Origin of the sequence: Bdellovibrio sp. HCB274, from assembly GCF_047306075.1 — a bacterium.
Classification (GTDB): domain Bacteria; phylum Bdellovibrionota; class Bdellovibrionia; order Bdellovibrionales; family Bdellovibrionaceae; genus Bdellovibrio.
Map to the genome: position 1 here is coordinate 2859382 of NZ_CP178623.1, position 26570 is coordinate 2885951.

General features: G+C 47.0%; 26 protein-coding genes. 12 read left to right on the forward strand and 14 right to left on the reverse strand.

Annotation, left to right across the window (positions count from 1 at the left end):
* Nucleotides 1-90: 90 nt before the first annotated feature.
* From ACLWNV_RS13860 to ACLWNV_RS13870, 3 genes are all read left to right on the forward strand, one after another.
* Complete coding sequence (locus ACLWNV_RS13860) at nucleotides 91-474, forward strand: hypothetical protein (RefSeq protein WP_413585043.1); 384 nt, start codon at nucleotides 91-93, stop codon at nucleotides 472-474.
* A gap of 39 nt (nucleotides 475-513) precedes the next feature.
* The gene (locus ACLWNV_RS13865) at nucleotides 514-813 is read left to right on the forward strand and encodes a hypothetical protein (protein ID WP_413585044.1); all 300 of its coding nucleotides are present in this window, start codon (nucleotides 514-516) and stop codon (nucleotides 811-813) included.
* 79 nt (nucleotides 814-892) lie between these two features.
* Nucleotides 893-2086 (forward strand): hypothetical protein, encoded by a 1194-nt coding sequence (locus ACLWNV_RS13870; protein WP_413585045.1) that lies wholly within the window; start codon nucleotides 893-895, stop codon nucleotides 2084-2086.
* Between the two features lie 37 nt (nucleotides 2087-2123).
* Here ACLWNV_RS13870 and ACLWNV_RS13875 read toward each other — a convergent pair whose 3' ends face one another.
* The 6 genes from ACLWNV_RS13875 to ACLWNV_RS13900 all read right to left on the reverse strand — a co-directional run bounded on the left by ACLWNV_RS13875 (nucleotide 2124) and on the right by ACLWNV_RS13900 (nucleotide 7227).
* Nucleotides 2124-2966, reverse strand: a complete 843-nt coding sequence (locus ACLWNV_RS13875; protein ID WP_413585046.1) for a class I SAM-dependent methyltransferase — start codon at nucleotides 2964-2966, stop codon at nucleotides 2124-2126.
* A gap of 2 nt (nucleotides 2967-2968) precedes the next feature.
* The gene (locus tag ACLWNV_RS13880) at nucleotides 2969-4024 is read right to left on the reverse strand and encodes an alpha-ketoacid dehydrogenase subunit beta (protein WP_413585047.1); all 1056 of its coding nucleotides are present in this window, start codon (nucleotides 4022-4024) and stop codon (nucleotides 2969-2971) included.
* A complete protein-coding gene (locus ACLWNV_RS13885; RefSeq protein ID WP_413585048.1) occupies nucleotides 4024-5145 on the reverse strand; it encodes a thiamine pyrophosphate-dependent dehydrogenase E1 component subunit alpha in 1122 nt (373 codons plus the stop codon). The genes ACLWNV_RS13880 and ACLWNV_RS13885 overlap by 1 nt, the downstream gene beginning before the upstream one ends.
* A 192-nt stretch (nucleotides 5146-5337) precedes the next feature.
* Nucleotides 5338-6276 (reverse strand): type II secretion system protein J, encoded by a 939-nt coding sequence (locus ACLWNV_RS13890; protein WP_413585049.1) that lies wholly within the window; start codon nucleotides 6274-6276, stop codon nucleotides 5338-5340.
* The gene (locus ACLWNV_RS13895; protein ID WP_413585050.1) at nucleotides 6273-7010 is read right to left on the reverse strand and encodes a hypothetical protein; all 738 of its coding nucleotides are present in this window, start codon (nucleotides 7008-7010) and stop codon (nucleotides 6273-6275) included. The genes ACLWNV_RS13890 and ACLWNV_RS13895 overlap by 4 nt, the downstream gene beginning before the upstream one ends.
* The gene (locus ACLWNV_RS13900) at nucleotides 6958-7227 is read right to left on the reverse strand and encodes a type II secretion system protein (RefSeq protein WP_413585051.1); all 270 of its coding nucleotides are present in this window, start codon (nucleotides 7225-7227) and stop codon (nucleotides 6958-6960) included. Before ACLWNV_RS13900 ends, ACLWNV_RS13895 begins: the two co-directional genes overlap by 53 nt.
* Before the next feature lie 87 nt (nucleotides 7228-7314).
* Here ACLWNV_RS13900 and ACLWNV_RS13905 point away from each other — a divergent pair, with 87 nt between their 5' ends.
* The gene (locus ACLWNV_RS13905; RefSeq protein ID WP_413585052.1) at nucleotides 7315-8361 is read left to right on the forward strand and encodes a hypothetical protein; all 1047 of its coding nucleotides are present in this window, start codon (nucleotides 7315-7317) and stop codon (nucleotides 8359-8361) included.
* 9 nt (nucleotides 8362-8370) lie between these two features.
* Entirely contained in the window at nucleotides 8371-9000 is a 630-nt protein-coding gene (locus tag ACLWNV_RS13910) for a hypothetical protein (protein ID WP_413585053.1), read from the forward strand.
* Here the strand turns inward: ACLWNV_RS13910 and ACLWNV_RS13915 are convergent, their stop codons facing one another.
* The gene (locus tag ACLWNV_RS13915) at nucleotides 9001-9813 is read right to left on the reverse strand and encodes a hypothetical protein (protein ID WP_413585054.1); all 813 of its coding nucleotides are present in this window, start codon (nucleotides 9811-9813) and stop codon (nucleotides 9001-9003) included. It lies immediately after the preceding gene.
* Nucleotides 9814-10026: 213 nt separating this feature from the next.
* Between ACLWNV_RS13915 and ACLWNV_RS13920 the strand changes: the two genes are divergently transcribed.
* Nucleotides 10027-11127, forward strand: a complete 1101-nt coding sequence (locus ACLWNV_RS13920; protein ID WP_413585055.1) for a hypothetical protein — start codon at nucleotides 10027-10029, stop codon at nucleotides 11125-11127.
* Between the two features lie 35 nt (nucleotides 11128-11162).
* On the opposite strand, the gene ACLWNV_RS13925 is transcribed toward ACLWNV_RS13920, so the two are convergent.
* Nucleotides 11163-12005, reverse strand: coding sequence for a TIGR02147 family protein (locus tag ACLWNV_RS13925; RefSeq protein WP_413585056.1), 843 nt, complete (start codon nucleotides 12003-12005; stop codon nucleotides 11163-11165).
* Between the two features lie 213 nt (nucleotides 12006-12218).
* Between ACLWNV_RS13925 and ACLWNV_RS13930 the strand changes: the two genes are divergently transcribed.
* Together ACLWNV_RS13930 and ACLWNV_RS13935 are read left to right on the forward strand one after the other, a co-directional pair.
* Nucleotides 12219-12575, forward strand: a complete 357-nt coding sequence (locus tag ACLWNV_RS13930; RefSeq protein WP_413585057.1) for a hypothetical protein — start codon at nucleotides 12219-12221, stop codon at nucleotides 12573-12575.
* Between the two features lie 113 nt (nucleotides 12576-12688).
* Nucleotides 12689-13864, forward strand: coding sequence for a hypothetical protein (locus ACLWNV_RS13935; RefSeq protein ID WP_413585058.1), 1176 nt, complete (start codon nucleotides 12689-12691; stop codon nucleotides 13862-13864).
* Nucleotides 13865-13922: 58 nt separating this feature from the next.
* Here the strand turns inward: ACLWNV_RS13935 and ACLWNV_RS13940 are convergent, their stop codons facing one another.
* The 3 genes from ACLWNV_RS13940 to ACLWNV_RS13950 form a co-directional block, all read right to left on the reverse strand.
* Nucleotides 13923-15944: a S41 family peptidase gene (locus ACLWNV_RS13940; protein WP_413585059.1), complete on the reverse strand. Its 2022-nt coding sequence runs from the start codon at nucleotides 15942-15944 to the stop codon at nucleotides 13923-13925.
* A 116-nt stretch (nucleotides 15945-16060) separates the two neighbouring features.
* A complete protein-coding gene (locus ACLWNV_RS13945; RefSeq protein ID WP_413585060.1) occupies nucleotides 16061-16963 on the reverse strand; it encodes a hypothetical protein in 903 nt (300 codons plus the stop codon).
* Nucleotides 16964-17113: 150 nt separating this feature from the next.
* A complete protein-coding gene (locus ACLWNV_RS13950) occupies nucleotides 17114-17491 on the reverse strand; it encodes a hypothetical protein (RefSeq protein ID WP_413585061.1) in 378 nt (125 codons plus the stop codon).
* Nucleotides 17492-17988: 497 nt separating this feature from the next.
* Between ACLWNV_RS13950 and ACLWNV_RS13955 the strand changes: the two genes are divergently transcribed.
* Nucleotides 17989-18351, forward strand: coding sequence for a transposase (locus tag ACLWNV_RS13955; protein ID WP_413587637.1), 363 nt, complete (start codon nucleotides 17989-17991; stop codon nucleotides 18349-18351).
* A gap of 133 nt (nucleotides 18352-18484) precedes the next feature.
* On the opposite strand, the gene topA is transcribed toward ACLWNV_RS13955, so the two are convergent.
* A complete protein-coding gene (topA, locus tag ACLWNV_RS13960) occupies nucleotides 18485-21217 on the reverse strand; it encodes a type I DNA topoisomerase (protein ID WP_413585062.1) in 2733 nt (910 codons plus the stop codon).
* Nucleotides 21218-21340: 123 nt separating this feature from the next.
* Between topA and ACLWNV_RS13965 the strand changes: the two genes are divergently transcribed.
* On the forward strand, nucleotides 21341-22117 hold the full coding sequence (locus tag ACLWNV_RS13965; protein WP_413585063.1) for an HAD family hydrolase: 777 nt from the start codon (nucleotides 21341-21343) through the stop codon (nucleotides 22115-22117).
* A 115-nt stretch (nucleotides 22118-22232) separates the two neighbouring features.
* Nucleotides 22233-22592 carry a hypothetical protein gene (locus ACLWNV_RS13970; RefSeq protein WP_413585064.1) on the forward strand — a complete coding sequence of 120 codons (360 nt, stop codon included), beginning with the start codon at nucleotides 22233-22235 and terminating at the stop codon, nucleotides 22590-22592.
* Nucleotides 22593-22612: 20 nt separating this feature from the next.
* Here the strand turns inward: ACLWNV_RS13970 and ACLWNV_RS13975 are convergent, their stop codons facing one another.
* Nucleotides 22613-23956 carry a TldD/PmbA family protein gene (locus tag ACLWNV_RS13975; RefSeq protein ID WP_413585065.1) on the reverse strand — a complete coding sequence of 448 codons (1344 nt, stop codon included), beginning with the start codon at nucleotides 23954-23956 and terminating at the stop codon, nucleotides 22613-22615.
* Entirely contained in the window at nucleotides 23956-25344 is a 1389-nt protein-coding gene (locus tag ACLWNV_RS13980; RefSeq protein WP_413585066.1) for a TldD/PmbA family protein, read from the reverse strand. The genes ACLWNV_RS13975 and ACLWNV_RS13980 overlap by 1 nt, the downstream gene beginning before the upstream one ends.
* Nucleotides 25345-25639: 295 nt before the next feature.
* On the opposite strand from ACLWNV_RS13980, the gene ACLWNV_RS13985 reads away from it, so the two are divergent.
* Nucleotides 25640-26512: a hypothetical protein gene (locus tag ACLWNV_RS13985; RefSeq protein ID WP_413585067.1), complete on the forward strand. Its 873-nt coding sequence runs from the start codon at nucleotides 25640-25642 to the stop codon at nucleotides 26510-26512.
* Nucleotides 26513-26570: the final 58 nt, after the last annotated feature.

The window sequence follows — 26570 nt, forward strand, 5'->3', positions numbered from 1 at the left end:
AACGACCCGTACCTGTTCCACTACGAGTGCAGAGTATTTTAATTAGACTGAATTTTGAAACTTATTAAACAAACAGAAAAGGAAAAAAATATGAAAAACATTATCGCAGCTTTTATCGTTTTGGCCCCCCTGATTTCAAATGCTTATAGCGAGTCAGACCGTGTATCACCAGCCCAGAAGGCTGCAGCCCTGGGACAGCTGGCTGAAGCCCGCGGCACTTACTTTTTGCTAAGTGAAAAGACCAAATTCTTGCTTGCAGCTTTGGTCAATGGACAAAAGGAACTTTTGCGCAACGGTCATCGTGTGACAGTTTTGACTCATGCTTGCGAGAGTGGCACGGGTGAATCCAGTTGCCAAATTGAACTTGGAGTTCAGCGAATTGCAGACGGCGAATCAACTGTCATTGCAATTGACTATGCAATTGGACGCAATGGTGTTGTGACTGGCGCGGCTGAAAGCATTATCGCCAACTAATTTTTAAATATTTCAAAAAAAATCAAACAAGGAGACCTTATGAAAAAAATGTTAGTATTCACGATCGCAATGCTTTCTATCACGGCTCACGCAAAACCTTTTAAATGTCTGGGTTTGGACAATCAGGATTTAGTTTCTGTAGAAATAAATGATGAAGTGAAGGTTATTGGAACCCTTAACGGCGCCAAAGTTCAACTCGCCGATTCAAACGGGTTTACGTCTTTGGCCATCGTTCAAGGAAAACTAATTACTGCTGTTGTCGCGAAATCGGGTGGAATAACTTTTCACCAGAATGACGGCAAATCGATTTATTCAGTTTCTTGTATTGAAGCCCAGTAATTTCAATCGGGGGCCAGAACTTGGCCCCCGACTTGCAAACCTTATCAGTCATACCAAAACCCGTAGCTAAAGGTGCTTAATGAAGAACCTGAGAGTGAAGACTGTCGAACTTTTATGCGCCCTTGTGACGATTGCCGCAACGTCGGCAGCCTATGCACAAACGGCGAAAGTTGATGTCTCTCAAGCTCTGGAAAATTGGCGCCGTCAGGAGTCCATCAGTGTCTCCGCGGTTCAAAAAGGAATCATCAGAGAACAACCCAAGTATATTTCTGCAAATGGCAATTCCACGGCCCTTGGCGGACCGGGCTTGGATGGTGGTGGTGGCGTTGGCGTTATCAATTCACTAGGCCAGCTGCGATTTTTGGATCAAGCTATTGGCAATAATAACACGCTGGTTCGCTTTGACAAAGAATCCTACCTGCGAATCATGTCACAAAAAGGGAACTTCATTTCAAACAAAGGGACTTATGTTTCGAATGCAGAATTCTTTGCGTGTGCATTCGATAGACTGCAGATCCAGGACAATGTTCTTTTGCAATTCCTGAAACCAGAGAATCTTAGACTTACGGTTGCGTTCACTGATTTGCCCTTAAGCCGGGGCAGTGTGCGACCTTCCAAAGTCGTTTTCCCTTCACCCTTTGGCTCTGGATTTGCCTGGGAAGTCACCCAACTTCCAGCAAGCAATCTATTCAGCCCTTCCGTGCCTGCTGACTACCAAAAGCCCATCGCCTCCTATGCGGTTCAACCCACGGTACAGTCCGGTACTTCCCTTCAGGTATTGCTGGTTAGCTCACAGATGTACAACAGACTTTCTTGGAAAGATCAGTGCGCTTTGCAGGTTCATGAGCTTCTTAGATATATCAGCAATGTTGGCGCCCATAAGGTTTCCTTGCTTCTTAAGCGTCCACTAAGCACCGCCGAAATCGAAAATCTCACTCGCAAGATTATTAATAAACAACCCGTCTATCTTGCGGAAATCCCAGCGACAAACTTCTATAAGTATTTAGCGGTGAACGGCTCGGATAAATTTGCGGCGGGAGTTCAAGAACATTTAAGCTCGGTTCTTTACTCTCCGGAAGATGACCACATGCTTTTACCGGAAGAAGCAGAATCCATTTACGACTCTCAGAGAATGTCGATTCTGGTACAACAAGCACATGAAGAGACTGTGTTGCAGTTAGGCCGGGACTATCATCGTCTAAGAAGTATACTGATCGAACGGGATAAAAAGCTTCAGGGAAGTCAGTTCAGTATTCGCGATTTGGTCTTTTAATAAAAAACCCCACTCTCAGTGGGGTTTCAAGTTTGATCTATTTTTCAGCGACCACATAAGCAATCCAGGATTCACAAGCCTCGCCGTGATCGACACGGGTGAAGTTACCATCGCCCGAACCATCTTTGGCAGTGCCTTCCCAGTACACGTGACTTTTTGCAAAGCCCACTTCGTGCATGATCTCGCGGATCTCCGAAATGCTCCACAAGCGCCAGTCATAAGTGAATACCTGTTCGATCTTTTTACCGTTCACGCGGAAGTGAATATGGAAAACAGCTTCGTTACTGATTGGGTCAAAGTTTGTCTGATCCCAGTAGTATGTGAAGTCTTTGTGCTTCATGCGGTCTTCGATCGCGTCGTAACACTGACTGCCACCGAATACGTCCACCAAAAAGATACCGTCTTTGTTCAACGTCTTATAGGCATTGGCAAAGTAGTTCTTAAGCATCCATCTTTGTTTAAAACAGAAATATGAAAAGTTCATCGCAGCGATGATGTCAGCCTTTTCCAGGCTTGGGTCCATCACGTTGCCCTCGATAACTTTCATGCGCTTTTGCTGGTCCGGCTTTAGTTTGGAAAGATAGTGAGTCTTACCATACGCAATTGGTTCTGGATCCAAATCCACCCCAACGGCGTTGTGCTTCGGATCCAATTTGATCCACTCTGTTGAAAGAGCAAATGTCCCGCAGAAGTCTTCACGGAAAGTTCTAGGCGCTTTTTTCTTAAGCTCCTTATACGTATTACGGATGAACACCACGTCGTTTTCAGCCGACTGCACCGCTTTGTGGTACAGCTCGTACTTATCGAATTGTGTTTTTCCGCGCTTCTTGGAAACCTTACGACGAACTTTCTTTCTGTGACCGACTCCTGCTTTCAACATAATTACGGAACCTCAGCAACGATCTCGCGGATCGCTGTTTCGATATCGTGGTGTTGAGGAACAGAGTTCTTTTCAAGGTTTGGATGCAACCCGATACCTGGAAGGTTTTTGCCGGCAAGGACACGCGGACGCGCCATCAATGAATAGAAACACTCCTGAGTTGTTCTGTAGGCCAAATGCTCACCAAAGTTAGTCACTTCAGTGTCTTCGTTCACAAACAATACGCGGCCTGTTTTTTCAACAGACGATTTAATCATCTGCCAGTCGTATGGATAGATCGAACGCAAATCGATCACTTCAACTGAGATACCATCGTCAGCCAGCTTCTTAGCCACTTCGTCACACAGGTGCACCATGCGGCTGTATGTTACAACAGTGATGTGCTCCCCTTCGTGAGTGATCTTACCTTTACCGATTGGAACGATGTACTTTTCAAGTTCCGGCCATTTCGCTTTCCAGCCTTGAGAGTTTTGTACTGGCTTATCGATCATTGATTTCAAAGTTTTTTCATCCTCTGGTTCACCAGGGATCAACTCGTCACCTTTATGGCGCATCAATGCTTTTGATTTCAAATAAAGAACCGGATTCGGATCTTCAATCGCCGCCAACATCAAACCGTAAGCGTCCAACGGGTTTGATGGCATAACAATCTTCCAGCCTGGCAAACGAGATGCCCAAGCGTCGAAAGAATGAGAGTGGTAAACGGAACCAAAGATCCCTGCTCCCACCGGAGTCATCACAACCATCGGCAATTGAACCTGACCGTTTGTGCACCACAAAGTGTTGCCGGCAATTTTCAAAAGATCGATCGTATTGAAGATATAGTCTGCGAACTGGATTTCAGCCACGCACTTATCACCGGTCATCGCGATACCCATCGCCATGCTGATGATACCACGCTCGTCCAGTGGCGTGTTCCATGCTGTTTTCAAACCTTGAGTCGCCGTGAATACGCCACCCAGTGGTGCACCCACGTCCTGACCGAAGATGTCTTTAACGCCCATGTGTTTTTCACCGTAGTGAAGGGCCATTCTGATTGCTTGAGCTACGCTTGCCATTAGAATTTTCTCCAATCAGCATTTTCATTATTTACGAAGACATGATCCCAAACTGATTCCGGCGCAGGGCCACCTTCAGCACGAGCTTGTTCCTGAGCTTTAACGCCCTCTTCTTCGTAGATCTCCCAGATTTTTTGCGCAGCTTTTTCAGTCAAGATACCAGCAGCGATCAATTTTTCCTGGAACTTGTAAACCGGATCGAACAAATCTGTCTTACGGTTCGCACCGTCGGCAGAGGAGTGTCCGTACAAGCGGGTTGTTTTTACCTCAAGGAAAGATGGCTTACCCGTTTTACGGATGTAGTCCATTTCTTCTTTCAAAGCGATATATGTTTCGACAGGATTTGTTCCATCGATCACGCGTGAACGGATGTTGAAGGCTTTCGCACGGTCAGCGATTTGAGTTTCACCGTGTTGTCCTTCGTACGGAGTGGAAATACCAAAGCCGTTGTTTTGCACAGTGATCAACACTGGCAATTCCTGACCTTTACGGGAAGACCAAACCAGGCACGTAGCGAATTCGCCCTCTGCCGTACCAGCGTCACCGCCAGTTACGATAGAGATCGCTTTGTGACCCGCGCGTTTTTGCGCATGAGCTGTACCGCAAGCGATTGGGTACTGAACTTCGATAGGAGAAGTTACAGGAGCCACGTTCCACTGCGGGAAGCAATAGTGCCCTGCGAAGTTACGACCACCCGTGGAAGGATCTGTCACACGATTCATCATCAAGCGAACCGCTTCGATCATTGGCATGCCCAGCGCCACCATCGTTGGAGTACAACGGTAGTGAAGATGGAACCAGTCGTGTTCAAGACCTTTACCTTTGCGAGCCAATAGACCCAATGGTACCCCGAAAGCTTCCTCGCCCGGGCCACCGATCCAGAAGTAACCTTCACCGGCTTTGTAGATTTTAATAACACGCTCTTCAAGAACGCGGGACTTGACCATCAGGTCGTGCATGCTCAACAAAAGTTCTTCAGACAAGCCACCGAAATCAGATTTCTTTGGAGCAGCTTTTTTAGAAGACTTCGCAGCGGATTTGGTAGCAGCTTTTGCCGGCGCTTTTGCTTTAACAGCAGAAGCTTTTTTGGCAGCTGGTTTTACAGTGGTCTTTTTAGACATGTACTCAGTTCTCCACGGTTTTTAGTCACATAAATCAAGGCCCCTATCTAAGCGAGAACAGGGCGAATTGTCGCCATTTTTCCCGTTAGATAACGCAAAATGCCATGTGGAGAATACTTAGAGTGCAATATATTCCAGATTGGCCGCTAAAGTGCCTAAGACGAGGGCAGCCGTGACAGGCTTAAACTGCCTTTACTGTGGAAATGCAGCGACTGTATCGACAACCATTTTGTATTGAGCAGGATCGGTTACGGAGTAAGTGGTAGAACCAAAGGAGAACGTAAAGGTCCCATTTTCTGCCTTGGCATTGAAAGAGCCCGAGACACAGCTAAAGCCTGTGGCTGATCGGGATTTTTGTACATAGGAACTGGCCATGCATTGTTTTATGGAGGTGATCATTCCATACCCCCCGCCGCCGGTAGAGGACTTGGATTTCAATGCGTTCTTCAGTGCTTTCATTTTATCAGCCACACACTTTTGACTGATCGGCGCGTCCCCGGCCACGGTTCCGCAATCCTGCGTTGCTTTGCACTGCCCGGTTACCTCATCAAAAGTGCCACCGAAACTAATGCAGGCACTTTTTAGTGCAGCAACATTGGCGCTGTTATCTCCACCCATACACTGAGTGATATTGCCGTCCTTATCAACGCCAACAGAGAATGATATTTTCTGAACGCCCGACTCCGAACCTTTTTCCCGTTCAAAAACAACTTCCAACGCCGTACTTAATTGCAACGATTCATCAGGTGACGCGAAAGTATGGTTCTTAAATTCTTTCCAACTTTCTTCATTTGCCTGCAGACGCAAAGACTTCACAGTGTGAGTCTTTTGCTCCAGCGACATGCCTTTTTTAATAACGTCACCGCCGTTGGCATCTTTAACTTCAGTGACGTTAAGACTGCCAGCGCTATCCAGAGTGCGTCCCTTGAATGAGGCATCACAGGATTTGCGGGTAAAAAGACTTACCATTGTCGAATTAACCAGGTTCGCTTCATTCAATTTTTTTGAAGCTGCCGCGTTTGATTTACTGGCAACATTCATCACACTTGAAAGCCCCAAAGTGACCGCTGCCATCAAGCCCACTGCCACCAATAACTCAGTGACTGAAAAACCATTTTGCTGCAGTCTCATTTGGCCCCCACGGTGATTTTCATCAGACCGTCCGTTTGATACTTCACCACCAGATCGAATAGGTATTTTGCCACGACTGGATCAGACACCGTGTAGTTCGTGGCACCGTAAGTGTAAGAAAACTCCTCCGGAGTCGCTGAAAAGTTATTACTCCCCAAAGAACAAGTCGTTTTGTTTAAATTGATTTTTGCGTCCTGGGAGTCCGCCAGACAGTTTTTAATTGTTTTGTGTATTTGCGATATTGGCGGCGGCGATGTCGAGGCTGTCTGCCCAGCGCTGGAAATCTGCGTGGCAAGGCCAGCAGCTAATTGATCAAAACATTCCTTGGAGACCGCCGAGTCTGCGGGAAGATTCGCGCAGTCTTGTTTAAATTCACAACGCGCGGTCTCTTTAATAAACTGCCCGCCCAGTTGAGTGCAGGCAAGTTCCTGGGCATTGACTACTGACGCCTGCTGCGTAACCAGACAGGAATCCACCACTCCGGCTGAGTTCAGGTAAACCGGTATCGAAACCACCAGGGAACTTGTCTTAGAGGAGATGAGTTCCTTTTTTCGATCCAGGTTTACGGTGAGATCTATATTTACGATGTAGGTGTTTGCACCCAGACTGCCTTTGGCAATATTAAAAGCACTCCAGTCTGTTTCGCGAACCTTGGCGTTCACACCCTGAACCTGAATGTCTTTAGAGGATGAATTTACACCCGTGGAAATCAAAACCGCATTGGCAATATCCACGAAATGTCATTCCTTTGAAATTCTTTTCACAGACTGCTGGAGTATTTAAAGTTTCCTGCCAGGCCATATTCAGATTGGCAGCAGTGTTGCGCATTTCAACCAGATTGGCACCGCGAAACGAAGTTTGAAAAATCGTTCCGATCGCCATCACCAGAACAGCAATGATCGCCAAGCTTACTGATAGTTCTATGAAAGTAAAACCCGCTTGATTCTTCATTTCATACTAACCTTTAAAAAAAGATAATCTGAGTTTAACTTTAGAAAACACCTCGTCTTCCGATAATGTTAACAAGAGGAGACGGTTATGAAAACTGTTTCAAAGACTCCGAATCTTGTGCGCTCTGAGAACGGCTCAATGATAGTCAGTATCCTCATTCTCTCGACTGTGGTTCTAACATTTGCTCTTGCTCTGACGACGTCATTAAATGATTCTCTAAACTTAAATACATTTGCTCTAACCAAATCGACTCAATTGAAAACTGAGGCCATGATAAAGGGAGCATTACAAAACAACGAATATTGTAATACCAATTTTGCCGACTCAATTTTGGACAACCAGGGACGCCTGAATCTAACTGAATTAAAAGGTAAAGCGGGCGAGAGCCTGGCTTTCGTAAATCAGGAACTGGGAACCAAGGATCTGCAGATTACGGGGCTGGCAATTGAAACCGGTACCACCGAGTGGAATACCTATATCGCAGCAAAAGCGACAGCGACGACTCCCATTGCCGTGGATTCAAAAGTTCGCATTCGCTTTAAAAAATTGAAAACTGCCATGGGCTCCCGCCAGGCGTTCACCGATATTCCCATGAGACTTCTGATTGATCCATCCCAAAGAATTGTCTCCTGCGATACTTCGACCAATATGGGACAAACGCTGTGCCTGCAACTGGGGGGACAGTTTAATTCCACAACACAGAAGTGCGGATTCAATATTAACTGTGCAAGCTTGAACGAGGCGATGCTTCCATCAGGCACATGTATCTCGGAACAGGTCGCAGCTTTACAAAAAGAAATTGACGCACTTTTAGCGACGTCTGCAACATCCGCCCAGCCTGCGCCAAATCCCCTTCCTACTCCACCGAAACTTCCTGCTGCTGGTGGTAAGGAACCTGCCGGCTGGAGCAGCTGGGCCAACCAGTTAAAGTCCTGCGTGCAAAATCCCCAAAGCGCTCAATTCACGGCCGAGTTCCTTTCGTGCAACCTTGGGTCTTTCAACGTCACAGCCAACGGCACGTCCGTCACCATGAGTATGGGCGCCATGTCCTTAAACGGAGGTCCTGACGAATCAACCTTCGTTCGCGACCAGGCCCGCATGTTTCTCTTGGCTCATCTGGCCGCCACACAGTAAGATTCAGGGATGGCGTATACTTACCCGTCCCTGGTCTTTTCATTTCAAGCTCTTCTGGAACTTTTAAAAATATCCGCCTTTATCTTTGGGGCCGGAGTCGTACTCCATTTCTTTTCGGGCTTTCTGCGTGTGAAGCTTTCTGAAACTTTTGGTCAGCATGCTTTCAATTTGATCTTCGCCCCAGGAATCATGATTCACGAAATCAGCCATGCGCTGGCGGCGTTCGTGTTTCTTCACCAAATCGAAGACATCAAACTTTTTGACTGGAAGGCCAAGGACGGCTCCCACGGACATGTGATCAGTCGTCCGCGTTCGCTTCCTGTGGTGTTTAAAATCTGGATCAAGATGGGCGAGCTGTTTATCGGAATCGCTCCGTTGATCGTAGGCCCGCTGATCTGTGCCGCTGTATTTTACTTTTGGATTCCTGGCGGCAGGATTTTCATCAGCAATCCCCGCTTCATAAACTTCCCGTCTTTTTCCTGGGCACTCATTGCATGGTGGTATCTGGTGATCGCGGTATTTTCACAAATGGAGCTAAGCGATGCCGATCTAAAAGGAACCTGGAAGGGTTATCTTTGGATCGTGCTGTGCACTTTCATCGGAGCTTTTTGCTTCTACAAAATCCGCCATTGGGTTTAACTATTTTTCTGTCACGTCAAACAGTTTGCCTAAGTAAGCCTTAAGCTCCGGCGAGTAGTACTCGTCTGCGTGAGGATCGAATATCCCATAGGCCACCACTTCCGCAAATCCTTCAAATTGATTGCTCATTGAATATAATGTTGGAAATCCATACTTGATTCCCAGTTCACGATCCAGGGCATAGGCCTCTGCCGTGCGCTTTTCTTTCATTAATGCCATCACCTGTTGGAACTCTCTCTGGGATTTTGCAAGATCCAAATTCGCCAGGCCCGCTGCCTGCTCGAACTCTTCCATGGAGAACGCGTGGTTGGTAGCGATATCAAAGTCATGCATCAGCTCATGCAGGATATTTATCTGCTTGCGATCTACTTTTGCGTAAGGGTCCATAAACGGCGTGCCGGTGAAAAACGAATCAGTCACACCGATAACATTCGTCACAGGGTTTACCCACAGAAAAGCTTTTTCAGCAGAGCGCACGAACTCCACCCTGCGCATTTGCGGATTATTGTACCAGCGTGCCGCATGAGATACGCGGTGAATTTTTGTAATACCGTTTTCTTTGATAGCTTTTAGAATTCCTTGCAGACGCGGATCATTGATTCTGGCCAGATAGCCACCGACAATCGCCTTTTCCCCTGAGGTCCAAGGCTTGAACTGCACGGATTCGCAGAAGCTGTGATGCGGGAACTTATCCTGACACTGAAACTCGTCGGCAAAGGTCATGATATCCAACGCCGAAATTGCCCCGGGGCTTCCCGCCCAGGCGCTTAGTGAAGTCAGCATTGCCATCATACCCAAAATCAGTTTCATCATACTTGGTTCCTATCCCCGATACACACTTCAAGATCTGGTCCGCTGCCATCCCCGAGCACAGGGATTTGAAGTCGAAAAAACCGTCAAACCCTTATACACAGACGATTTTTGCGGTCTGACCATGATCCAGAGAATCCTTAAATCCTGCTCGCATTCCTCGCGCACTGCCTGTTTTTTCATCAAGTTAAATTTCGATGTGTCGTTAAAGGGATTATGAAAACATCCACCTATCTTGTGAACATTATTGCCCTCCTTTCCTTTGCCAGCGCGGGTTGCGCGAAGATGGAGTTTGCCAAAATCGTTGATAACGCGTCGTTGGTGGTTCCCACACCAAGCCCAAGTCCGACTCCCCCGGCAAAACTTCCTGATCACGTCTATTCTGATGTGGTGAAATCCGGCAATAAGCAGGTCGATTTCCTTTTGGTGATGGATGATTCAAACTCAATGCTGCCGGATTTAAAAAAGCTGGCAGCTTCGATGAGTGACTTTATGGTTTCTTTGGAAGCGAGCCAAATCGACTGGCAAATGTGTCTGACGACGACTCGCCCACTTCCTGATTCTGCCGGTGTTACACACTGGGGAATGCCTTTGACCTGGGCGCAGTATTCTCCATTGGCGGGAACTTCGCCGTGGGTTTTGAAAAAGGGTACGACAAACATGAACTCGATCTTCACGTCTACCGTCGACACTTTGCAAATTGGTGGCACGGGCTCTGGTGATGAACGCGCTATCAAAGCTACTTATGTAAACTTTCAAAATGTTGGAAACGGTTGTTACCGGGATGGTGCCGCAAAATCCGTGATTATTATTTCTGATGAAGATGAACGTTCCGTGGGCGGAGATATCACAAAGGTCAAAGCGAAAGATAATCCGACAGCCTATCAACCATTGGAAGCTGAAGACCAACCAGAAAACCTGGTGAAGCTTTCTCAATCTGTATTTGGTGACGAGGTTCGCTTTACTTTCAACTCGATCATCGTAAAACCCGGTGATTCAGTTTGCGAGATGACTCAGGATCAGGACACTTCCCCAAGTCATCCGGGCTTTGTATATAGTACTATGTCGAATCTGACCCAAGGAGGCATCGGCAGTATTTGCGATGCGAATTTTGCAACAAGCTTGAATACGTTTAAAGACAAAATTATCAACTCCCTCTCACAGATCAACCTGGAATGCGCACCTGATCTGACAACATTGACCGTGGCCGTGGATGGCCAAGTCATCAAAAATTATTCTGTGAGCGGGAATGTTCTTCACTTCGCAGCACCTTTGACTGAAGGCACGCAACTGGACATGAGCTACGACTGCAAATAGTCATATTGTATCAATAGCCCGGACCCGGGCTATTGCTAATCGTCTTTCCCGATACGGAAGAAATCCACAGAAAAGCAAGCCAGCTCCTCTGCGGGCTCGGAGGCCGCGATTTTCTTCAGAGCCTCCCCGATCATCTTGCTTATGGTATCCCGAATATTTTGATAGTCTTCATTCGCCAGAGACACGACTGATGAGTAATGCAGATCCTCCAATAGGACTCCCTTTTCCACACTATTAATGGTCATCATGCGGAAATTGGAATGATGGCGAATTTGCAGTGGAGAATTCCAATCCAAATGCAGGGACTTGTTCCCAAATACTATATGCCCGTCTTTGTTTTTTCGTACCAGGTCTTTTGCCAGCAAAAAATCCAAAACATTTTTGACCAGGGCTTCAGACAGCCCCAATCGATGCGCAATAGCTTTGCTGGTACTTAAACCAGTCAGAGTTGCCGCAATATGAATTACAGCATAATACCATGCACTGTAGTAGACTTGTTGGTCTGCGGGCGAAAGCTCATGAGCGTCGTATGTTACAACACGCTCCTTCATGCCGAGTTCTTTCATTGTTTCTACCTGTTTTTTAAGACGCGCACGAAGATTTGCGGAGCCCGCTCGTGAATAAGCGACCATCGCCAACAGATATTCAGTTTCTGCGTCGTTCAGCTTTAAATAGCCTGAAAGATCCAACGCCTGCTCACTGCTGAAATTCAAGTCTCCAGACAACACTTGGGATAAAAATGAAGTCTGAGTTCGCAGTGATTTTGCGATGGCTGAAATAATCCCGCGCCCCTTCATGGGATGGGACTCGATCCACTTCTGCAGGTACTTCTTGTAGTCTTTAAATGAATAGATGCTGGGAGTGATAATTTCGCTCATTCCCCTTTTTCGGCTAAAAAAGGCAAAATCCCAAGGCCAGACCCGAAAAATACCAGACCACAAATACCTTGTAATTTCATGCACATGCAGCAGTTACGGTGAGTCACTTAAACATTCCCCGGGCAATTTCAGAAAGTCCACCTAGGCGCCATGCGTCAATTTGAAGTAGAACCCGTCCAACGAAAACACAAAACAAACCTTAAGGAGGTTTTTATGAAAAACGTATTGATGATGACTGCTTTCTTGCTAATTGGTTCAGCGGCTTCTGCCCGTGATACTGCTGTTTCTTGCGCGGTGAATGAATTCAACACAGTCACAAAAAAGACTCAAACCACATTCGTTGATCGTTACGAAGCAGACCGTATCAACGAAAACGCAGTCCCGACGTACGAAGTAAAAACTTCTCAAGCAACATTTCACATCCTTGTTCATAGAGAAGCTAACTACATGGCAATCAGAGGCTATACTGGCCCTAACTTGTCTGTTGAAGCTGTAGCTTCTTCTTTAGAAGGTGCCGTCGTGCTTCAATTGAAATATCAAGACACGCAGACAATCATCTCCTGCAACTAGTTTAGATAATGGATTAACGAAAATTGGCAGTGTCTCATTCAGAGACGCTGCACGGGCCCCACAATTAAATTGGCGGGGCCTTCATATTGCATAAATCCATTAGTGGAGGCCAAATGCAAAGATCATTTACCAAACTCATGTGTGTCATGATCGTGTCTTTAATGACATGCCTAAGCCTCAATGCCAACGCGAAAACCACCGTCACCATAGATCCTGATACAGATGTCAGAAATGTCGACGAAATTTCCACTGAAAAAGAATACCAGGACAAGGTTCGCAAAGATTCTGTAAAGCCATCTGCTTCATTCGAAGGTGGAATCTCCGGCGGTGGCGGCGGCATGGTCGTGGTCACTGACGGCATGGTCAAACTGGTGGATTTAATTCACCCGAATGAAAGATTCCTGGATCGCATCAAATCCATGTCACAAGCGGAGTACAATAACTTCATTGAAAACTCTCTTTATCCCGAACGCCAAGCTGTCACCAAAATGGGAAAATTCATTCTTTATGGAGATTTGTTTCAAGGCGGTCTTCAGTCTATGGTGGACAATCACGCTCAGTTCCCCGTATTCGCTGCCTTAGCCGGCACCCGCTGTGACAACCTGACAGTGACGTCATTCCTTTATCTGCCAAGGATTAAGGTTCGCACATCTGACTCCAACGTTCGCAACTTCTATTCAGAGCGCTTTCCAAAACATATCCAAGAACCTGCAGCTTACTACTTCGGGAATACCATCCTCCTTTCAGCAAGAATGCTTGAAAAAATGGACAGCCGAAATATTCAGGCTTTGGGTATCCACGAATGCCTAAGAAATATGAACGACCAGGTTCTGGAAGTCGGTTTGACGACCTCCGAAATTGAAGCGCTAACTCGTTTTTACGTGAAGATGCCTTTTCCAGGGGACGAAAAACTTCTGGCCTCCGCAAAAGCGAAAAGTCAGAAACTAAAAAATGTAAGTTGGATTAAGATCGCCATCGCCTGGAGTGATGCGATCTATAAAAGAGATCAGCTGATTAAAGACATCATGAGCGGCAAGGTGAATGTCTCAGACCCAGGCTATGAAGCGCTCACAGACAAGATTGCGGCAGACATAAAATCCAGCCGAAGAGCTCTTAATGAAGACTGGAAATACCAGATCCTTATCGAGCAGGATTGTTATATTAACCTATTTGCTCATATGGCCGACAACAGTCTCAAATGGCGCAAAGGACTTTCCGAGCTGAATCAAATGTACATCAGTGACATTATCAAAGCTCACATCAAACTTCTTCCCGCTCATTGTAAATAAAAAAAGCCCGGTTTCCCGGGCTTTTAACAACAACTAACATGTCAAATCTAGCGGCAAACTATTTAGCGTTCGCTTGTTTTGGAGTCGCTGGAAGCGCTTTACCATCTTCAAGCTGAATCAGATCAAGTAGTACGTTTGTAGCTTCCTGGATATCCGGGCGCTTCAGGTACTCTTCGTTCTTTTTCGCTTTGCTTGCTACTTTTTTGGCTTTCTCTTTTTTCTCTTTTTCGTTTTTATCTTTCAGCACTTCGCTAACGCGGATCACTTTACCGCGAGCTTTGGCTTTGTTCAGCTCGTCCACGATTTTCTTGAATTCGTCAGACTTCGCCACGCGCTCTGCAGATCTTTCAGACATCTGCTTGATCCACTCTGGCTTAAGCTCTTTCCAAGCACTTGGACCTTCTTTTACGAAGGCATCCGGAGAGATAAACGCTTCAATCGTTTTCGGAGGAAGCGAGTAATCCATGTACTTTTCACCAATATCGTCAGTGCTGAACGGACCTGGCAATACGATGTCTGCATCAACACCACGGTGCTGAGTGGACTTACCAGATGGAACGAAGAACATGCCCACAGTTACTTTGATCGCGCCCAGGTCATTCGGGATTGGCAATACAGATTGGACAGAACCTTTACCGTAAGTATGGTCACCGCCGACTACGACTGCACGTTTATAATCCTGCAAAGTACCGGAAACAATCTCAGAAGCAGATGCAGAAATACGGCTGGTCAATACAACCAGTGGACCGTTCCAATCAACTGCTGAATCTGTATCACGAAGAGCGGCTTCCGCACGGCCTTCATTTTTAGAGGATTGTTTTACCACGTTACCTGTTTGGAAGAACAAACCAGCGATCTTAACAGCGTCCTCAAGAGAACCACCACCATTGTTGGAAAGATCCAACACCAGGCCGTCCGCTTTCTTTTGAACTGCCTCTTTGATCAACGCTTTCATATCAGCCGCTGAAGATCTGCCACCACGGCGGGAATCCGCATAGAAGCTCGGGAAGTTCAGGATACCGATTTTTTTCTTTTGACCGCCCACTTCCTTATCAACGTAAGTGATGGAAGCTGCTTCGTCCTCAAGGTTCACTTTTTCACGAGTCAAAGTAACATCGAAACGTTTTTTGCCGTCACCTGCTTTACGCAGAATCGTCAAACGAACTTTCGTGCCTTTTTTACCGCGGATTTTTTTAACAACGTCTTTCAAATCCTGATCGATCACGTTTTCCATGGCGCCCTTGTCCTGGCCCACAGCGATGATTTTGTCTTGTGGTTCGATCAAACCGGATTTTGCAGCAGCTCCACCTGGAACCAATGCTTCAACTACAGTGAAACCATCCTGGGAGGAAAGAGTCGCCCCGATACCTTCCAAAGAAAGACGCATTTGGATTTCAAAGTCTTCAAGTACATCACGAGAGAAGAAGCTGGAATGTGGGTCCAACGCTCTGGCAAAAGAATCCAGGTAACCTGAAAGCAGGTCGTCCTGAGTCGTTTCCTGAGTACGCTTCACCGCGCGCTCGTAGTTTTTTTCGACGTTCTTTTTTGCTTCATCCAGTTTCATGTCTGTCGCAAGGTAATTGCCGATTTGGAACTGAATATATTTTTTTAAATATTCATTTGCTTCGTCAGCATTCTTTGGCCAAGGCTTTTTATCCGGATCAAATGCAAACTCTGTGTTGGATTCAAACTTGAAATCCTTACCCAGATACTTTTTTGCGAAGTTCGCGCGATCCTGCACTCTTTCCAGCACCAATTTTTGCGCTTTATCCAGGAATGTACAGTCTCTGTTTTTGGTTTTATCAAAAACATTCGACATGTCTTTTTTAATCGCATCAACATCTGTCTGGGTCAGATAAATTTTTGAAGGATCCAAACGTTTCAGATACTGCTCTACCACACGGTTAGCAAGGTCTGCATTGCGATCTGAATACTTAACGTGATTTGCCAGGAAACCCTGTTCGATAACTGAAATGTATCTGCATTCCAAACCGTCTTTTAATTGTGCGGCTGCAACTGAAGATACTGCGAGAGAACCCGCAACAACTAAACCCTTTAATCCCTTAGAGATTGAACTCATGATGGTCCTTCCTTGGCTCCCCGGCGAGAGCGTTCTAATCACTTAAGATTAGCAGGAATTTTCCCCAGAGCATTCAATTTGTTATTAGGGATAGAAATTTAGGACTGTAAGATTATTTAAGACTTACGTCGGTCATCTTCGAAAAAAGATAGCTGCGACAGATCTTCAACTTTCTGTCCCTGCAGGCCGCCCACTTTGACCTCGTGTTTGATGAAGTTGCCGTGCTGAGTTTCGATCATAAAGAACGACATCTCCGGGAACCTAGCCTTAAGTCTGGTCATCTCTTCAACGATCAGCTCAATGTTTTTAGGATCATCATCGGACATGCCAAAACGGTGATGAGGATTATAGCCGTAAGTTTCAATCGCCTTTTCCACACTTGCACGGATAGCGCGTTGTTTAAGCTCCGCCGTGCCTTCAGAGAAATTTGCATCCCCTAATAAAGCGCGGGTCGGTTTATGACTTACCGGATACAGGCTTAGATAATTCGGCTCCAAAGGTAAAACTTTGTTTTGAACGAAAACTTTGATGCCGTCTTTTAGAGTTTCAGGATGATGCCCGCGAGCAGTGATCACAGACAGAGGACGCTGATTAAAAGTGGCGTGATAGAAACACTCCCATGAAGGACCCTTCCATTGAAAATCCGGAAAGCCCAAAGCTTCGGCAACATCTTGAACGAAGATCTGCTTATTTCCCGCAAGCTTTTCCACATCGCTGATGTTGCGATCGCGGAAATTTCTGAAAGTCCCTGTCACATCACAAAAATCAATTTCAAAATCGGCATACACACCGCTTTTACCGATCGTCGCATTGTGCTGGGCAAAATCGCCGCTCGTGATCAGCTGCTCGGTACGGGTGTCCTTGTGGAATAAAACCAGAGGAGTTGTTAGGAAGGCGATGTTGTCATCAAAGTCGAAGAAGTAAAAACTACGGCCACCCAGATGAAAGTTTCTGTCTTTCTCTGGCGTGCGATTTATTCCTAAATCCAGCTGGCCTTTTTGTTTTTGATCTTCACTCATGGAACACTTTCCTCGTACGGGCTTTAGAATCTAACAAATATTCCACCCGCACGAAAGAGCCCTGCACTAATTTCTTTTTTTCAATGTTGCTGACTACTAGTTAGACAGGGCAAGACCTCCTGTCGAGTCAGCATTTGGTTAAGGTCGCTTTTATGGATCCTGAGTATTATCCACCTCCGGAGCCATCGACTCCACCGGCACTTCCACCGGCTCCTTAAGCGCCGTCCCCACCTTCACGGGGGTATCGGTCACGGGCTTCTTGGCTTCCGGTTGCTCCTTGGGTTTCATACCCCACTCACCCCGGCATTTTTTAAGCGCATCGTCCATGGAACCCATCGAAGTTTGCTTAGCCGTCACCGCACAGTTCACTATTTCCTGATAGTCCCCAGCACAAAGCTTTTCTGCATCCGCCGATGAAATCGACATCGAGCGCGCGCGGACCGTCGTCACACACTGCTGCTGTGACTGAATCTGTGCCTGGGCAACCATAGAAACGAAAAGCGAAACCACCAAACCAAGTATCTTCATAGACCCCTCGCAGAACCTAATCGTAACACGCCCCTCCCCAGAGTAAAGCACCCCAACCCAAAACCCTCTCCCAGGGGGTATCGGACATCCACCATTTCTCATAACCAGACAAACGCACGCTGACCGGTACCCCTACGCGCCAAACAGGCGGCTCGGTCGCGCGCCGACGGGAGTCCGGGTTTCGCACTTCCGTCGGTTCCCATCCCTCCCTGCAGCCCCGTCACCCACACCACCACTTTGCACCTAAACACAACAAAACCCCGGGGTATCGGTCATACCACCCCACCGAAAGACTAATATTGAATATGAAGCAACACACTTTTTCCTTACAAAGATTTCTGGTGAATCACCGCCTCTCCCATGGCGGCACTTTACGTAATTCCTCGAAGGGTCGCGGTGCACGCCCGCTTTCCCACAAAGACCCGCTTCATCTGGTGTTCAAAGTTAACAAAACAGCCGTTAAGGGAGGATTACGCAGTTCGCGAAATTTCATTTTGATGACTCGCCTGCTGCAAAGGTATTCGGTCAAATTCTTTGTAAAAGTCGAGCAGTTCTCAATCCAAAGAGATCACGTGCATCTGTTAGTGCGTGGAAGTCGACGGTCAAACTTGCAAAGCTTCATGAGAGTGTTGGCTGGGCAGTTCGCGCAAATCTTGACCGATACCCTTCACACGAAGCATGAGGGGCCTCGAGTTTGGAAGTATCGGCCTTTTTCGCGGGTGGTGAAAGGGTATCGGGCTTATCGAACTATGCGGAATTATATTCAGCTAAACGAACTAGAGGTGTTGGGAAAAAGACCGTACTCGAAAACGCGACTTCGGGGAATGACGGAGGAACAGTTGCGGGAGTTGTGGGTTTAAATACATATGACCGATACCCCCTTCCGAGGGGCCAGCGCAATAGGTGGTAAAAAAAAGCCGCTGGGTCGCAGCGGCTTTTTGGTAACTTATATTTCTAAGAACTTCTTTCGAGCTTTCGAACGAAGATTGAGGTCTACTTTTTCGATTTTCTGGTGACGACTTTCTTCACTCCCAGAGCAGCGGCTTTGTCTTTACCAGATTCGGCATCTTTCAAAGCTTTTTTGGGAGCGGCTTTTGTTTCGCCTTTGGCTGCTTTGGCAGCTTTTGGTTTCGCAGAGGCCTTGGCCTTACCCTTACCTTTAGAGCCTTTTGCAGGACCCTTCTCGTTGATCAGACCCACGGCTTGTTCCAAAGTTACTGTCTCAACAGTCGTACCTTCTGGCAACGAAGCGTTGACCTTGCCACTCTTGATATAAGGACCGTAAGGGCCGTTGAAAACCTGGATCGCATCGCCCGTTTCAGGATGAGCACCCAAATCTCGAAGAGCAGCGGCTTTACCGCGGCCTTTCTTAGGTTGTGACAACATCTCCATCGCGCGCTCGAAAGTGATGTTCAAAACACTTTCGCCTTTTGGAATCGAACGATAGTCACCGTCATGCACGATAAATGGACCAAAGCGACCCAATCCAGCCTTGATGTCTTTACCCGTGCCCGGATGATCACCCAAGCTTCTTGGTAACGACAACAAATCCAGCGCCGTTTGCAAGTCCACTTGCTCGGGCTGCATGTTCGGCGGAAGGGATGCACGTTTTGGCTTGTCGTTTTCAGGTGATACATCACCCAACTGAACGTAAGGACCATATCGGCCACTCAACACATAAATCGGTTCACCCGTTTTTGGATCTTTACCAAGGGCATCGGCACCGTTGATTTTCTGATCAATCAATTTTTCCGCGATCTCGGGAGTAATATCCGCCGGGGATTCGTTATCAGGAACAGACGCGCTGACATCTTCGCCATCACGCTGAGTTGTCAGGTAAGCACCATAGCGGCCGACGTGGAATTTATATTTATCCATGCCTTCCAAAGACATCGTACGTGCTTCATCCGGATTGATCTTTGCTTCCTGACTGTCGACCATCGCCCGCAAGCCTTTCGGGCCTTTGTAGATGGACGCCAAATAGCTTTCCCAATCAAGCTCGCCGTCGGCGATATGATCCAGGCTCTGCTCCATTTCGGAAGTAAAGCCCAAGTCCACATACTGAGTCAGATAGCTGCTTAGAAGTTTAGAAACGATCATTGCCGTGAACGTCGGAATCAAAGCCGTACCGCCCTTACGAACATAGCCGCGATCGATGATAGTACCGATAACGGATGCGTAAGTGGATGGACGACCGATACCCTCTTTCTCCATCGTTTGTACAAGGCTGGCCTCGGTGTAACGTGCTGGAGGTTTGGTTTCATGAGAAGTCGGATCAAGTTTGATACATTTCAAAGCGTCTTTGGCTTTCAAAGCCGGCAAGCGCACTTCGCGCTCTGCCAAATCTGCTTCAGGATCATCAGATCCCTCAACGTAAGCACGCAAGAAACCCGGGAACTCGATCGTCATACCAGAGGCACCAAAGATCGCATCACCGACAGAAATTTTTGCGCTGACTTGCTTTTGACGGGCATCAACCATTTGCGATGCAATGGTACGTTTCCAGATCAAATCATAAAGACGGAACTGCTGACCAGTCAGACCTGTTTCATCTGGATCCTGGAATTGGTTGCCCGCTGGACGAATCGCTTCATGGGCCTCTTGGGCACCTTTAACTTTTTTCGCCGCATACGTGCGCGGCTGCGGAGTCATGTACTCTTTGCCGTATTTGGAAGTGATGCAATCACGAGCGGCATTGATTGCCTCGTTAGACAAGAACGTAGAGTCCGTACGCATATAGGTGATGAAACCCTGCTCGTACAGTTTTTGTGCAACCTGCATCGTTTCACGCGCAGACAAACCCAATTTACGATTGGCTTCCTGTTGCAAGCTTGAAGTGATGAACGGCGCCGCAGGTTTTCTGAATGTCGGTTTTTCCTCAACATCAGAAACTGTCCATGGACCTGATTTCAAATCAGCTGACAATTTAGCAGCGTCTTTTTCACCCAGAACCAAAACATCTTTACCAGCCGTCAACTGACCCGTCAGACCATCAAAGTCCTTACCAGTCGCTACGCGCTGATTTTTAAATTGTTGCAGGCGGGATTCAAAGTCGACGCCATCTTTGGATAGCTCGGCCAACACGCCCCAGTAAGCTGACTTTTTAAAGCGAATGCGCTCAAGCTCTCTTTCAACGATCAAACGCACAGCCACAGACTGCACGCGACCCGCTGACAAACCGTAGGCCACTTTCTTCCAAAGAAGTGGAGAGATCGTGTAACCCACCAAACGATCCAACACACGACGAGCCTCCTGGGCACGCACCAGGTTGAAATCGATTTCACGCGTGTCTTTAAGCGCTTTCTGAATCGCATCTTTAGTGATCTCATGGAACACCATGCGTTTCGTCGGAACTTTAGGTTTTAGAACTTCCAACAAATGCCAGCTGATAGACTCCCCTTCGCGGTCTTCATCGGTCGCGAGGTAGAGCTCTGAGGCTTCGTCGAGTTTATCTTTCAGGTTTTTTACAACTTTGGTTTTGTCTTTGGGAATGCAGTACAAAGGCTCGAAGTTTTTATCGACGTTTACACCCAACTGCGCCCATTTTTCTTTTTTTACTTTTTCAGGAATGTCTTTTGCGGATTGCGGCAAATCGCGGATATGCCCCATGCAAGACTCCACCACATAATCCCTGCCCAGGAATTTGCGAATGGTTTTAGCCTTTGTTGGAGACTCCACGATGACGAGTTTGATGCCATCAGATACCGCGTCAGTTTTCTTGGCCATGTACCCAGCCCTTCATCCGGCCTGTAACCGGGATATAATATATAGACAAAACATGAATGCTGAAACTCCACTTTGCAAGTCTGAATTTTGACAACCAGTACCAAAAGCAGATAACTTGTGAGCATGAAACCAATTTCAGCGTTTACAAATTCCGTTCAATTTTTACTGACTGACATCGATGACACACTGACTGATGAAGGACTTTTGGGCACTGAAGCTTATGAGGCCATGTGGGCACTTCACAATGCCGGCATCAAAGTGATCCCCGTGACAGGGCGCCCTGCCGGATGGTGCGAAATGATCGCTCGCGTGTGGCCGGTCAGTGGGATCATCGGTGAAAATGGCGGTTTCTATTTCCGCTATCACGGCAAAAAAATGCAGCGTCATTTCTTTTTTGACGAACAAACTCAAAAGCAAAATCGCGAAAAACTAAACCAGTTGGAAAAAGAAATTCTGCAGAAAGTGCCGGGCTGTGATTTGGCCAGCGACCAATTTTGCCGACTGATGGACTTAGCAATCGATTTTTGCGAGGACGTCCCCGCATTACCTAAAAGCGAAGTGCAAAAGATCGTGGATATTTTTAAATCCCACGGTGCTCAGGCCAAGGTCAGCTCGATTCACGTGAATGGTTGGTTTGGCTCTTACGACAAACTTTCCATGTCGCTTAAATTTTTGGCAAATGAGTTCGGAGTGAGTGCTGACGAAGCCAAGAAAGTCTGTGCATTTAGCGGCGACTCCCCGAATGATGAGCCGATGTTTCAATATTTTCAGAACAGTTTTGCGGTCGCAAATATTCAAAACTTTGTGGATCAAATCAAACATCAGCCCACTTATGTGGCAAATCAACGAGGCGGAATCGGATTTACGGAAATCGCCAGTGCCATTCTGAAATACAAATAGTTCCACTGCCTAAATAAGTGCCTCTTTTTTCTGAAAAGGGGTCGCGTTACCGGACCAAGGTCTATAGCCACTCCCTTCTGTGACCGATAAAGAAATCAACAAGGAGGGCTTTCCAATGGTAGGCGCACAAGCACGTCAATACATCGCAAACAGATTGGATGAACAAGCCAAGCTCGTATGGCACTTCGACAACCTTCATTACTCCGGTGAAGTCAGCGCACGGGAACCTCAGCGCGTCTTTTCATTCGGGGAAATAACGATCAATTTGAAACCGAATGGGGATCTTTGGATTGAGGGAGCGAATTACCGAAACTACATTTCAGCAGACAGCTACACCACGGCACAGGAGTGCGTAAGTTTGTTGGGAGATCAGTTACGCTATATAGATCAAAATTATCAAAGAATACAAAGCGAGCCGGAATTCTGGGCCAAAAAAGGAATTCTGATCCGAATCATGGAGCGCTTTGCATCTTAAAGAAACCGGTGGTTGCGAAATCAACCGCCGGCAAAACTCATGGATTTAATCAATACATCAGGTGCGATCAGGCTGCGGCCTGGTCGACCGTAAGTGTCCCCTAGCTCCACGATATCACACAGAACATCGAGCACATTTCCTGACACCACAAACTGATCAACCGGTCCCAGGCACTTACCGTTCTCATACAAGAACCCTTCCGCTGGCATCGAAAGATCGCCCGTGGAGTCTTTGAAACCCGCATGCAGGCCGCCTGTGAATTTTGTGATATGCACAGTCTGTCCTGGATAGTTGTTCAAAAGCTGCTCTTGCGTTTTACCACCCTTAGCCACCACCAAATTCGTCGGACCAATTCCCATCGGAGAACTTGGACCACGAGCTGCGTGAGCTGTGTGAGGTAAATTCATGCGTTGTGCGTACTCTAAGTTTGTCAGGAAGTTTTTCAAAACTCCGTTTTCAAACAGAACTGTTTTTTGCGAGGGCGCACCTTCAGCATCGAACGGTCTTACCGCAGAACCGTGAAGCTCGAACGGGTCATCAATAAGTGTGAACTTATCGCTTGCCACCTTTTGGCCCACTTTTCCTTTTAGCAGGGACTTGTTCTCGTGAACTTCTTTCGCAGAAAGATACGAAAGCAGCATTGCCAGAACTGTCGGAAATACCTTGCGATCCAGAACAACAGGGTAGTTTCCAGTTTTAAGCTTTGAAGCACCCAGGTATTTGATGGCGTTGTTCACGCCTTCACGCGCGACTTCATCAACATTGATCTCAGCAAAGGAGCGCACGAAAAATCCTTCGCCGCCCATTTTTGAAATCTCACCCTCTTTAACCAAAGGGGCCGCACTGCCCGTGTAGTAATTCTGTTTAAATTCCTGATCGACACCTTCTGAGTTTAAGATTCTTGAAAACGATGAACCTTGAGAGAAACCAGAATAAGGAACGGACTGAACTCGAGCGTCCAATCCCAGACACTTTTCTTCAAGGGCTTTAGCCACTTCCATTTTTTTATCCATTTCAATCTCTTCAGGATTAAAAAGGTTCATGGCCTTAAACGCTTGGGGCTTCATCATCGGGATCTGAAAGTTCTCTGTGCTTTGTACGGTCTTGGCATTATTCAAAGCTTCCGTGTACGTGCGCAGTAGCGCTTCTAACGAAAGATTCTCGGTATAGGCATACCCTTGGGAGGCTCCCTGAACCACGCGAAGTCCGGCCATTTGAGTCTGTGTGGATTCAAAATCCTTCAGCGCTTTCTTTTGAAATCCCAATTCCAGGCTTTCTCCGCCGGAAATTAGCATTTCCACTTTCACGCCATCTTGTTTCGCTTGAGCCGCAATCTTTTGGAAGTTTTCTTTAATAGTATCCATTATCCAGCTCTCCCACCAACCATCAGGCTTGAAACCAGAATTTGTGGTTGTCCCACGGCTGCAGGAATGGAACCGCTCACCGAGCCGCACATTCCCGTTGCCAATTTCAGTTCATTGGAAACTTTGGTGATTTTACCAAGAGTATCAATACCACGACCGATCAGGCAGGCACCTTTCACCATTTCCTCGATACGACCGTTTCTGATGATGTAGGCTTCGCGCACCTGGAAGTTATAATCGCCAGTGCCTGGATTCACAGAACCGCCGCCCATGTTTTTCGCGTAAAGACCGTAATCCACATCGCGGATCATTTCTTCAAAGGAATCTTTGCCCGCATCAATAAACGTGTTTCTCATACGGGACGCCGGGGCATATTTGTACGACTGACGACGGCCACTGCCGGTCACATCATAACCCGTTTGGCGCGAGCCCATTTCGTCCACGATATAAGATTTCAAGACACCGTTCTCAATCAAAGTCGTGCGTTTTGTTTTATTGCCTTCATCATCAATGTTTAGTGAACCCCAACCATTTTTGATCGTTCCATCATCGATAGCTGTTACGCATTCATTGGCAATCTTCTGGCCCATCTTTCCGCAGAACACGGAAGAGTCTTTCGCCACTGACGTCGTCTCAAGACCATGACCGCAGGCTTCGTGGAAAAGAACTCCGCCAAAGGAATTATCAATCACCACCGGCATTTCGCCGGCAGGTGCAAACTTCGCCGTGGTCAAGCCCATCGCGCGATCGACGTTTTCGTTGGCAAAGTTCTGCAGATTCCAACCATCATACAGTTCAGAAGTGCCCATGTGACCATAACGTTCACTGGAACTTTCTTTCACACCGTTGTGCTCAACGAAGACTTCCATATTCAGGCGGCTGTAGGCGCGCTCATCATATGCCATCAAACCGCGAGAATTTGCGATTTGCACTTTCTGAAATTTTTCATTCAAAGCGGCCTCAACCTGAGTAACCGCGGAATTACGATTACGGGCATGTTGATCCAAAGAGTTCATCCATTTGAATTTGCGTTCGCGATTCATCTCCCACGGTTTTTCACCATAGGTATGAATGGAATCAAAAGACACCTGCAGCAAAGGCATTGCTTTCTTACCTTCGCCCGTACCGCGGCTTTTCGCTGCATTCAGCGCAGCCTTAACCAGACCCTGCTCAGACAAATCGTTTGTAGTCACATAGACAATCTCGTGACCAAAGAAAAGACGAATGCCTGCACCGTAAAGCTGGCCCACGATGGCCTGATCGGCCTTGGAACTTAGGATAGAAAGATTGGAAGAGTACGTGTCCTCGACAAAGATATCTGCGAAATCAGCGCCTGTTGAAAGTGCTGCATCCAGTGCTTTGCTTAAAATATGAGGTTGAACGATCATGATTGCCCCCTATTCGCAAAAGCATATCCCAGAGGGAAATCACGCCCAATTAAAAACACTGCAGCACTTCGGAATAAGTCCGAAAGTACTGACATTCACGACTCGCCTCATTTTGAGACACTGCATGTTGGCTGACCAAAACTTGATCGGGCCGCTGCGTGGAATGTCACGAAACCTAGGAAAATGTCCCAGCTGCAATTAAAACGGTCACCGGCTCGGTTTTATATGGCCTACCCCTTGCTCATATAGAACTTAGAGATGGGTCTCATGTTTAAAACCCATCGTGGAGTCTATTGTGAACAAGTTTACGGGTCTTACATATATAAAGAGCATTATCCAGGGTCTGACGATCTTGGCGGCGCTTTCTGTTGTTACACCCGCAATGGCGGCCAATGTATCGACTTCCACGACTAAGGCGAAACGCCCGGCTCCAGCTACGACTCCAGAAGCGAAAGCCTGGTCTCTTGATCTGGGCCTTGAAACTTACAGCAATATGATGAAGGAAGACTCTTACGAACGCGATGCTGGGACTTCTTTCGATGTTTCTGCGGGCTATCGTTTTAATAAGATCACTTCTATGCGCGTGGGCACAGCTATTATGAAAGAACATGTGGGCGCCGAGAACACTTACTTCGATAACTCAACGGTATCCATCAGCTTTAAAACTCCGCTTACACAGGATATCGCCTGGGTGAATACGGTTGCTGGAGTACTTCCAACCAACCGCCAAATGCAGGATGAGATGTCTTACCAGGGCGCAGTTCGCCTGGGCACCAGAACTATTTTCAGCAACCTATTCTGGGGCAGCACAGCTGTGACTGGTTTGCAGGCGACCCGCAACTTCCATGAATATGAAATGGCAGCCGAGGGTTACTACAACATGCGCAACAACGCTCAGTTCATCTTTAACTACACTTTGCCGTTGTTCGCGAAACTGACTTTGCAAACATCGTATGTCTACACAATGGGTTGGACTTATCAGGACGACACTCGCAACAAGTTCAGCATCGGTGCTGATCTGGCTTGGGAGTTCACTCCGGCATTTTCGGCTTACGTCGGCACTTCCAATGAAGGTAATGCCCTGAAGGCAAACGGAATTGAATCAAACATCGAGTTCTTTAACGACACCACTTCGATCGTTAAAGCCGGTTTGAGTTTGAGCATTTAATTAGATTTTAAAGTTTTAAGAGATTTGTTTTTTGAGAGTTTTGAAGAGGAGAGAGAGT

Coding starts and splice junctions, on each gene's coding strand:
- ACLWNV_RS13860 (WP_413585043.1), top strand. CDS start 91: ATGAAAAACATTATCGCAGCTTTTATCGTTTTGGCCCCCCTGATTTCA.
- ACLWNV_RS13865 (WP_413585044.1), top strand. CDS start 514: ATGAAAAAAATGTTAGTATTCACGATCGCAATGCTTTCTATCACGGCT.
- ACLWNV_RS13870 (WP_413585045.1), top strand. CDS start 893: ATGAAGAACCTGAGAGTGAAGACTGTCGAACTTTTATGCGCCCTTGTG.
- ACLWNV_RS13875 (WP_413585046.1), bottom strand. CDS start 2,966: ATGTTGAAAGCAGGAGTCGGTCACAGAAAGAAAGTTCGTCGTAAGGTT.
- ACLWNV_RS13880 (WP_413585047.1), bottom strand. CDS start 4,024: ATGGCAAGCGTAGCTCAAGCAATCAGAATGGCCCTTCACTACGGTGAA.
- ACLWNV_RS13885 (WP_413585048.1), bottom strand. CDS start 5,145: ATGTCTAAAAAGACCACTGTAAAACCAGCTGCCAAAAAAGCTTCTGCT.
- ACLWNV_RS13890 (WP_413585049.1), bottom strand. CDS start 6,276: ATGAGACTGCAGCAAAATGGTTTTTCAGTCACTGAGTTATTGGTGGCA.
- ACLWNV_RS13900 (WP_413585051.1), bottom strand. CDS start 7,227: ATGAAGAATCAAGCGGGTTTTACTTTCATAGAACTATCAGTAAGCTTG.
- ACLWNV_RS13905 (WP_413585052.1), top strand. CDS start 7,315: ATGAAAACTGTTTCAAAGACTCCGAATCTTGTGCGCTCTGAGAACGGC.
- ACLWNV_RS13910 (WP_413585053.1), top strand. CDS start 8,371: ATGGCGTATACTTACCCGTCCCTGGTCTTTTCATTTCAAGCTCTTCTG.
- ACLWNV_RS13915 (WP_413585054.1), bottom strand. CDS start 9,813: ATGATGAAACTGATTTTGGGTATGATGGCAATGCTGACTTCACTAAGC.
- ACLWNV_RS13920 (WP_413585055.1), top strand. CDS start 10,027: ATGAAAACATCCACCTATCTTGTGAACATTATTGCCCTCCTTTCCTTT.
- ACLWNV_RS13925 (WP_413585056.1), bottom strand. CDS start 12,005: ATGAGCGAAATTATCACTCCCAGCATCTATTCATTTAAAGACTACAAG.
- ACLWNV_RS13930 (WP_413585057.1), top strand. CDS start 12,219: ATGAAAAACGTATTGATGATGACTGCTTTCTTGCTAATTGGTTCAGCG.
- ACLWNV_RS13935 (WP_413585058.1), top strand. CDS start 12,689: ATGCAAAGATCATTTACCAAACTCATGTGTGTCATGATCGTGTCTTTA.
- ACLWNV_RS13940 (WP_413585059.1), bottom strand. CDS start 15,944: ATGAGTTCAATCTCTAAGGGATTAAAGGGTTTAGTTGTTGCGGGTTCT.
- ACLWNV_RS13945 (WP_413585060.1), bottom strand. CDS start 16,963: ATGAGTGAAGATCAAAAACAAAAAGGCCAGCTGGATTTAGGAATAAAT.
- ACLWNV_RS13950 (WP_413585061.1), bottom strand. CDS start 17,491: ATGAAGATACTTGGTTTGGTGGTTTCGCTTTTCGTTTCTATGGTTGCC.
- ACLWNV_RS13955 (WP_413587637.1), top strand. CDS start 17,989: ATGACTCGCCTGCTGCAAAGGTATTCGGTCAAATTCTTTGTAAAAGTC.
- topA (WP_413585062.1), bottom strand. CDS start 21,217: ATGGCCAAGAAAACTGACGCGGTATCTGATGGCATCAAACTCGTCATC.
- ACLWNV_RS13965 (WP_413585063.1), top strand. CDS start 21,341: ATGAAACCAATTTCAGCGTTTACAAATTCCGTTCAATTTTTACTGACT.
- ACLWNV_RS13970 (WP_413585064.1), top strand. CDS start 22,233: ATGGTAGGCGCACAAGCACGTCAATACATCGCAAACAGATTGGATGAA.
- ACLWNV_RS13975 (WP_413585065.1), bottom strand. CDS start 23,956: ATGGATACTATTAAAGAAAACTTCCAAAAGATTGCGGCTCAAGCGAAA.
- ACLWNV_RS13980 (WP_413585066.1), bottom strand. CDS start 25,344: ATGATCGTTCAACCTCATATTTTAAGCAAAGCACTGGATGCAGCACTT.